Origin of the sequence: Glaesserella sp., assembly GCF_041814905.1 — a bacterium.
In the GTDB taxonomy this organism is placed as follows: Bacteria; Pseudomonadota; Gammaproteobacteria; order Enterobacterales; family Pasteurellaceae; genus Glaesserella.
This window is the reverse complement of sequence record NZ_JBGXYA010000084.1, coordinates 1-7,590: the sequence shown is the minus strand read 5'-3', so window position 1 is coordinate 7,590 and position 7,590 is coordinate 1. Positions and strand designations below refer to the sequence as shown.

Annotated in this window: 4 protein-coding genes; 2 read left to right on the top strand and 2 right to left on the bottom strand. The window is 45.2% G+C overall.

Annotated features, from left to right (window positions below; all coding sequences use genetic code 11):
- A partial coding sequence (locus ACEYJ7_RS11500; RefSeq protein WP_373779236.1) for a PAAR domain-containing protein occupies nucleotides 1-3,290 on the bottom strand: 3,290 nt, incomplete at its 3' end.
- 44 nt (nucleotides 3,291-3,334) lie between these two features.
- On the bottom strand, nucleotides 3,335-3,772 hold the full coding sequence (locus ACEYJ7_RS11495; RefSeq protein WP_373779235.1) for a DUF1795 domain-containing protein: 438 nt from the start codon (nucleotides 3,770-3,772) through the stop codon (nucleotides 3,335-3,337).
- 260 nt (nucleotides 3,773-4,032) lie between these two features.
- On the opposite strand from ACEYJ7_RS11495, the gene ACEYJ7_RS11490 reads away from it, so the two are divergent.
- Nucleotides 4,033-7,074: a type VI secretion system tip protein VgrG gene (locus ACEYJ7_RS11490; protein ID WP_373779234.1), complete on the top strand. Its 3,042-nt coding sequence runs from the start codon at nucleotides 4,033-4,035 to the stop codon at nucleotides 7,072-7,074.
- A 376-nt stretch (nucleotides 7,075-7,450) separates the two neighbouring features.
- The coding region (locus tag ACEYJ7_RS11485; protein WP_373779237.1) for a DUF4176 domain-containing protein at nucleotides 7,451-7,590 on the top strand (140 nt) is incomplete at its 3' end.

Here is a 7,590-nt window from a genome sequence, read left to right as displayed (position 1 = left end):
GCCCGCTGATGGGTCAGGCAGTCCATCTCGTCAAAGCGTTGGTTAAAAATAAACCCCTGATTGGAAGTGCGCTGAATCTCATTGCCGTTGGCGTCATATTTACAAAATAATTGCTGTTTCTGACCGCTTGTATTCGGTAAATCCAGTTGGACGAGTTCGCCGACTTGGTTATATTTGAAGCGCGTAACAATCGGAGCTTGCCCCTCAAGAATAAGCGTGCGCGTAACCGAGTGGTTTTCATCATCAAAAGTGCGGTGGATTTTATGGTTGTTTTGCGTTTCTTCGACAATGCGGTCGTTGACGTCGTAACGATAGGTCAAGGTGCTGTCGATGGATTGAATTTGGGTGACGCGTCCGACCTTGTCGTAAGTGTAGGTATAGCGGTTATCTTTGCAAATTAATTCGCTTAACTGACCGCTTGTCTCGTAATGGTAATAGGCGTTGTCGCCTTCACCGTCGGTCAATTGATGTAATTGACCGAGTTCGTTATAAGCATACTGCCATACATTACCGGCAAAGTCGGTTTCAGTTTCGACCTGCCCGTCGGCATTGAAAGTGTAAGTGTAACGTTCGCCTTTCGGGTTGGTGACTTCTTGGAGTTTTAAGCTGTCTTTGTCATAAGCGTATTGCCAACGGTTACCTTCACCGTCAATTTTTTCCATCAGCAAATCAAAGGCACCGTATTTTAATTGCCATACGACACCGTTGGCGTCGGTGTATTTGGTGAGGTTGCCGTGACGGTCGTAGATGTGGGTTTCCGAACTTTGGTTCGGGCGCGCGGTGTTGGTTAGTTTGGCATGTGCGTTGTAACCGTAATGCCAAAAATGACCGTTCGCGGTTTTCAGTTGGTTGACTTGGTCTTCCGCATTATAAGACAGTTGAATGCGGCGTTGTTCGGCGTCTTGGCTTTCAATCAAGCGGTGACGCGGGTCGTAACGGTAAAATGCCGTCTGCAAGCGGCCCGTTTCGCCGTGATTTTTGCGAATAATTTGGGTTAATAAACCGTATTCATTGCGGATAAATTCCGTTTGACTGCCGTCCGGAGCGGTAAACAGTGCGGTGGTTTGCGAATCGGTTTTGTGCTCAGCAGCCTGCCACACCCGCCCAATCGGGTCTTCAATCCGAATCAGTTGTTCGTTATCATCATAGCCGTACTGCCAACGTTCGCCCGACGGGTCGGTAAAGCTTGTGACTAAGCCGGTTTGCTCTAAGTAATCAAAACTCACCTGCGAACCGTCGGCAAAGGTTTGAGTAAGCAAATTGCCGTAACGGTCGTAGGCAAAACGGGTTTGTCTGCCGCTTGGCGAGGTGATAACAAGCGGTTTCATGATATGCGGGTCGTAGTCGTATACGGTGACGGTGACATTGCCCTTGCCGTCGCGTACGCGGGTTTGATTTTCACCGTACTCAAACCACACCGGATAAAACCCGTCCGCGCCGATGCTGTGAATCACTCTGCCCTGTTCGTCATAATGATAATCCACCCACGTTTTATCATTATCCGCCCAGCGGGTCAGATTGGAACGGCTGTCGTAACGGTAAAACAGGTGATAATCCAACAAGGCGTCGGATTCGATAAGGTGTCCGTGTTCGTCTTGAGTATACGTTACCAACACCTGTTGCTGACCATTGTCCACCCGGGTGATTTGGTGCAACCAATCGCCTTGGTAGGTTAAGGTGAGAATAATGCCGTCGGTGTGCGACACCGATTCCAACCACGACTGTGCGTTATAGTGGAACTGTACCGCATTATCAAAAGTATCCAACCAAGCGGAGATTAAATAGCGTCCGTCAGGTATCGGCGGAAAAGTCAAATCGGATTCGGATTCGGATGCCGATTCGGCATCGGCATCATCAATTTCCGCGGTTTCAATAAAATAAAAGAGTTTGGAAATACGCGTGTCGCGATTAAACAACTCGAAATATTCGCGATGGCGAATCAGTGCGTAGTTCGGGTGGTCGGGATTGAACGATTCCGCACCGCCTTGCGGCAAGGCAAAGCGTAAATAAGTGCCTTCAAAAGTCGCAATTTTGACGTGCCGCCCGTTGTCGGACACTTCGGCATATTCGGAGAAGTTGTCCGTCCAGAAACGTCCGCACAAGCCTTCGGATTGTTGTTCGTCTTTATGACGAGACCAGGTACGGATAAATGACAGCGGTAATGTTTGACCGAGAGTGAAATCGGTGCGTTGTTCAACGATATGACCGCTTAAAACATCTATCGGGTCGCCTTTAACAAACTTTTTCGCCGCTTCGGTAAAGCGTTTTATGCCTTTGTTATTTTTAAAAGCACATTTGGCACAACCTAAGGTTTTACCGCGCGCAATTTTGCCGGCTTGCTTAGCGCCTTTTCCAATCCCTTTTCCTACCGTTTTTGCGCCTTTAGCAACACCACGACCGACCGCTTTTGCTCCTTTGGCAGCTCCCCTGCTCACCGCTCTCGCCGCCTTCGCCACGCTTTGTGCTTTACGGGCTGCTCCGGTAGCCAATCCTTTCGCCGCCCTGCCCGCCATTCTGGCGGCAATTGCCGCACTGACGCGAGGACCTTTCGTTACTAATGCCTTCCCGACCTTCGCCAGCCCCTTCGCAATCCCCTTACCAAATATCGCCGTCGGCGGAATTACAAACTCCACCGCAAACAATAACGCACGTTGAAAACCGGTAAACTCGCTTTTCATCTCGACGTAAGTCCCCTGCCCCGAACCGATAAATACGTTCGGCGAACCTTCCGCTATCGTCGCGCTACATTCCGTCTTATCCCCTTTACGTGCCACCGGCTTGTTATTCACCGATACCGTCTCGCTCCCCTGCGCTATCTTCGGCGGTGGGGAATGACGCGTACAACCGACACTTAATTCTAAATCCGCCATCGCTAACGGTTTACCGTTCACATAAACGTCTGTCGAACCTTTGATTATCGGCCCGCTCGGCTCTCCTCCTATCGCCTCATCCACAAATTTTGTGACCGCACCGCTTATCTGTGATATCCCGCCCGACAGCGCAAACGTCGCCAAGGCGCCCACTGCCGCAGCCACTATCGGACCCGCTAATCCGCCGGTAATCCCCACCGCCGCAACTCCCGCCGCCGCAAGCGCAAAAATACCGGCTGTCACCACCGCTCCTACCACCGCTCCGGCTAGCGCCGACCAAAAACTCGTGTGATTGATGATATCATCCACCCGGGCAGCCGGTGTAACAACCTCCAACGGACCGGTAATGTGCACTTTTGAATATTGGAACGCATTTATATTTTGGGTGATGCGCGCTACGATATCTGGGGATTCTGCCATAACGAAAACCGTCTCTTCTTATTCTCTTTAAAATCATTATATCATCAGGCGTTTAAATTATCCGCCGTCGATTTAAACGTATAAATAATCTCCAACATCGCCTGACGTTGCTTTTTCGTAAACGGCGTATTTGCCGTATATGTAAAGGTCAGTAATAAATGACCGCGAATTTGCAATAACGTACATTGATACATTATCCCCTCCGGCGTTTGCCATTGATATTCCAATAAATGCGCCGGCTTATTATCTAATTGCACGACCTCTTGGGATATCTCGCGATAATGTTTTAAATTATCCTGAAATTGGTGAATCACCTGATGGTAATATTCCTCCTCCCCCATCCCCACCGGCACCGCAACTCGGTTAATCACTAAATTGATTCCGCTGTCGTCCGGTAATACAAATACATTCATCGATTGGTCTTGCCACGATACCGGCAAGGTGATTGTGCCTTCATTGAAGTGATATTGATGTGTTGTCATAGTTGTCTCAAGTTAGCTTAATCCGTTTAATGCGGATATTCTCGGGATTAATATGGATGTTTATATTATTGGCTATTAATATTATTTAATGGCTTTTCGCTTAAAATAATACTAAGTATCCTGTAAATAGATGTTTTTTACAATATTCTTATACAAAATTTGCAAACTAAACTTTTCTTTTTCTAACCAAAGTTATGTTATTCTATTATTGTTAAGTTAATATCAACCGCTCCTATTATAAGTATATAAGGTAGATTCCGATGGTAAAAGACCTTTTATCTAATGTAAATAATTTAGCTCAAGTCACTGAACAAGCCGGCAATGTCGCTGATATTGTAGGCGCTGATAATTTAAGCGATCAGGTTCAAAAGGCACAGCGTAAAATTTCTCAAGCAACCAATGCCGTTTCAACCGGTACAAATGCATTGAATGCTGTAAAACAATTCGCTCAACAAGGTGTTAATTTATCTTCTGCGGCTTCACTTGCCGGCGGAGTGAGTTCTGTAACCGATTTACTCGGCAATGAGAAACTGGCAGCACAAGCAGCTAAAGCTCAGCAGGTTGTTTCACAAGCAACTCAAGCTGTTGCGGTCGCAAAAGATGTGATTCACCGCGTACAAAAAATCTCACAAGCAATCAAACCAATATCATCTTCTGCTCTTACCGGCGGAGTCCCATCGGAATTCAGTTCACCGTTAGATATGCTTACCGCATTATTTAAACGATCACCAAGCGGTTTACAATTCACCTTAGAAATCGAAGGACTCTCCCCAACGCTCTTTTCCGTAATTGAGTTCCGCTTAAATTCTCGTTATAACGATTTATATCGTTTGGATATCACACTGAGTAGTGCAGATTCAGCTATTGTTCCGGCGATGGTATTGGATAATCGTGCCATATTAACCGTTTGGCAAGACGGTACGCAGCAGCAAACCATTGCAGGTATGGTTGCGGATTTTGAGCAAGGCGACAGCGGATTCCGCCTAACCCATTACCGATTAAAGATCTATCCGGATTTATGGCGGGCGACCTTACGTCATAATTCCCGTATTTTTCAGCAAAAAGATATTCAAACCATTCTCTCTACCCTGTTAGACGAAAATAATGTTGCCGATTACGCATTTGTATTACGCCAACCGCATTCCGCTCGAGAGTTTTGTGTTCAATATCAGGAAACGGATTTTGAATTTTTGCAACGTATCACCGCAGAGGAAGGGATTTTTTATTACTTTGAGCAACATGACGGACAACATCGCTTGATTTTCAGTGATGATGCGGAAACTTTAAATACCGAACAAGCACTGCTTATCCCTTACAATTTAAATAAGAATGCACAATTACAGGAAAAAGGGATTACCACTTTTAACCGTAGCGAACGGGTTCGTCCGTCTGAAGCCAGCCTGAAAGACTATACATTTAAAAAACCGAATTGGTCGGCACAATTTCATGCGTCTGCCAACGATGCCGAACACCAGCGGACCGGCTACGAACACTATGATTTCCCCGGACGGTTTAAAGACAGTCGAGGAAAACAATATACGCAATACCGTTTAGACGGCTTAAGACAAGATGCCCATCTGGGTTGGGGTGAAAGTAACAGCCCTGAACTACAAATCGGACGATTATTCCGTTTATACAACCACCCTAACGAGAGTCTCAATACATTTTGGCAGCTCACCGGTATTGTATATGAAGGGCAACAACCACAGTCTTCCGAGCTTGAAGCCGGTGACAACGCAACAACCCTCACAAACCGGTTTGAATTTATTCCGCGGGTCCAAACGTGGCGACCTCAACAACAAACCAAACCTCGTGTTGACGGTCCGCAAGTTGCTATTGTTACAGGTCCGCCGGGAGAAGAAATTTATACCGATAAATATGGGCGTATCCGCCTACAATTCTTATGGGACAGAGAAGGTCAATATAACGACCACAGTTCATGCTGGATTCGAGTTACTCAACCTTGGGCGGGGAAAGGCTGGGGAATGATGGCGATCCCGCGCGTCGGACATGAAATTGTCGTGGACTTTTTAGAGGGTGACCCTGACCAGCCGATTGTGACCGGTAGAACTTATCATGCCAATATGCCGTTACCTGCCGGCTTTCCGAATGCTAAACCGCAGATGGATTTGATGTCTCAAACCCATAAAGGCGGCGGCTATAACGGCATTATGATGGACGATTCCACCAACGGACAACGTTTAAATCTCCACGCCCAACGGGATATGAATACCAAAGTATTGAATAACCGCAGTACCAACGTGAAAGGTAACCATTCTGAAGTAGTAATGGGGAATCAGGTAGTTACGGTAGTTAAAAACCGTTATAAAGAAGTAATTGCCGATGAAAGCACGACGATTCTAAAAAATTCCTCTGCCTCTATCGGGGCGGAATACCGATTATTGGTACAAGGAGATATCACCTTTGAATCATTAAGCAGCAATATTATTTTAGAAACGGCCGGTGCCAAAATTACGCTATTTAACGGCGGAAAAATCGATATCCAAGGTAAAGAGATTCAAATCAACGGTGGCGAAGTTCATTTAAATCCGTCCGTCGACGCTCCCCCAAGCGAAAGCGGTCAAATAAGTGGAGGAAGTGGCGCTGCCGGTGGTAGCGGAGGTGCCGGCGGAGGAGAAGGCGGGGATTCACAAGTTTGGACGTTAACCCGCAATGCTTCTCCAGACGGTTATATCCATAATAATCAAAACGGCATTAATTCCAAAGCAACCGCTTTTACGGCGAGTTATGGAAATGGAAACGCCTCAGTGAAAATGCTGGATATGTCTATTGAAGGAAAAAATGCAGGGTTTAAAGCGAAGATACTTGCTGCAGATGGGCATTTTGATAACAACAACGGAATTTCTGCCAAAGCGGAAGGGGTCTTTACTAGTGCAGCCGTAAATGCACAACTGGGAGATAAAAATTTAGGTGCAGGTGGAAGCCTGGAAGGGAAATTAGGTTCTGCCGGCGGTGAGGCTACTGCAAAAGTATACGGTGGAAGAGATAATATTTATGGTGGTGAGATTAATCTTAAAGCCAAGGCTTCACTGGTCGAGGCTGAAGCCAAAGGTGAGTTAAACAGTCGATACCTGAATGCTCGCGGAAGTTTCGGCGGTAGTGCGGGTTCTGTTGGTGGAGATTTGGGCGGAAAGACTTTGATTGATTTAAATAAAGAAGTTGCAACAGTCGGAGTTAGCGGAGAGCTTGCTATATTACTTGGTTTAAAAGGTGATTTAGAGGTAGATGTTAACTATGGTGTAATGAGGGATGATTGGAAATCTATATTTAATTATGATTAATTATATACTGTGTTTATGTATCGCGTTCTTAGTTTTTTATACACGAAATAACAGATATTTCTATAAGACTTTTTTTATTTTGTTATCTGGCATAATACTTTATACATTGATTAGTAAATTGTATTTGTATTTTTTTTCATTGCCATCGTGGCATTATGATGTGTCGATGATAATTTTGATTTATTTCGGTGTGTATTTTATGAATTTTATAATGATTTGTATGATTAAAATTATTTGGAATCGTGTTCTGACAAAGACCCCTTTTGATTTTGAGAACAGTAAAATAAAATATATTTATATTGCAGTCTATGCTTATGTATATATATTAGGTAATGTGCTTATAAATTATGGCATTTGGTTAAGATAGGAGTAAATAATGTTACCGTTAGGCAGTGTAGTTGAATTAAAAAATAGTACGGCAGGAGCGAAGTTATTAATCATTGCAAGATTGATTGTTGTTGAGAAAAATGGACGTGATGGTTATTTTGACTATATGGGTTGTCCGCACGCCATTGG

Bases quoted from the DNA above. Each gene is read 5' to 3' on its own strand.
- ACEYJ7_RS11495 (WP_373779235.1), bottom strand. From the start codon at position 3,772: ATGACAACACATCAATATCACTTCAATGAAGGCACAATCACCTTGCCG.
- ACEYJ7_RS11490 (WP_373779234.1), top strand. From the start codon at position 4,033: ATGGTAAAAGACCTTTTATCTAATGTAAATAATTTAGCTCAAGTCACT.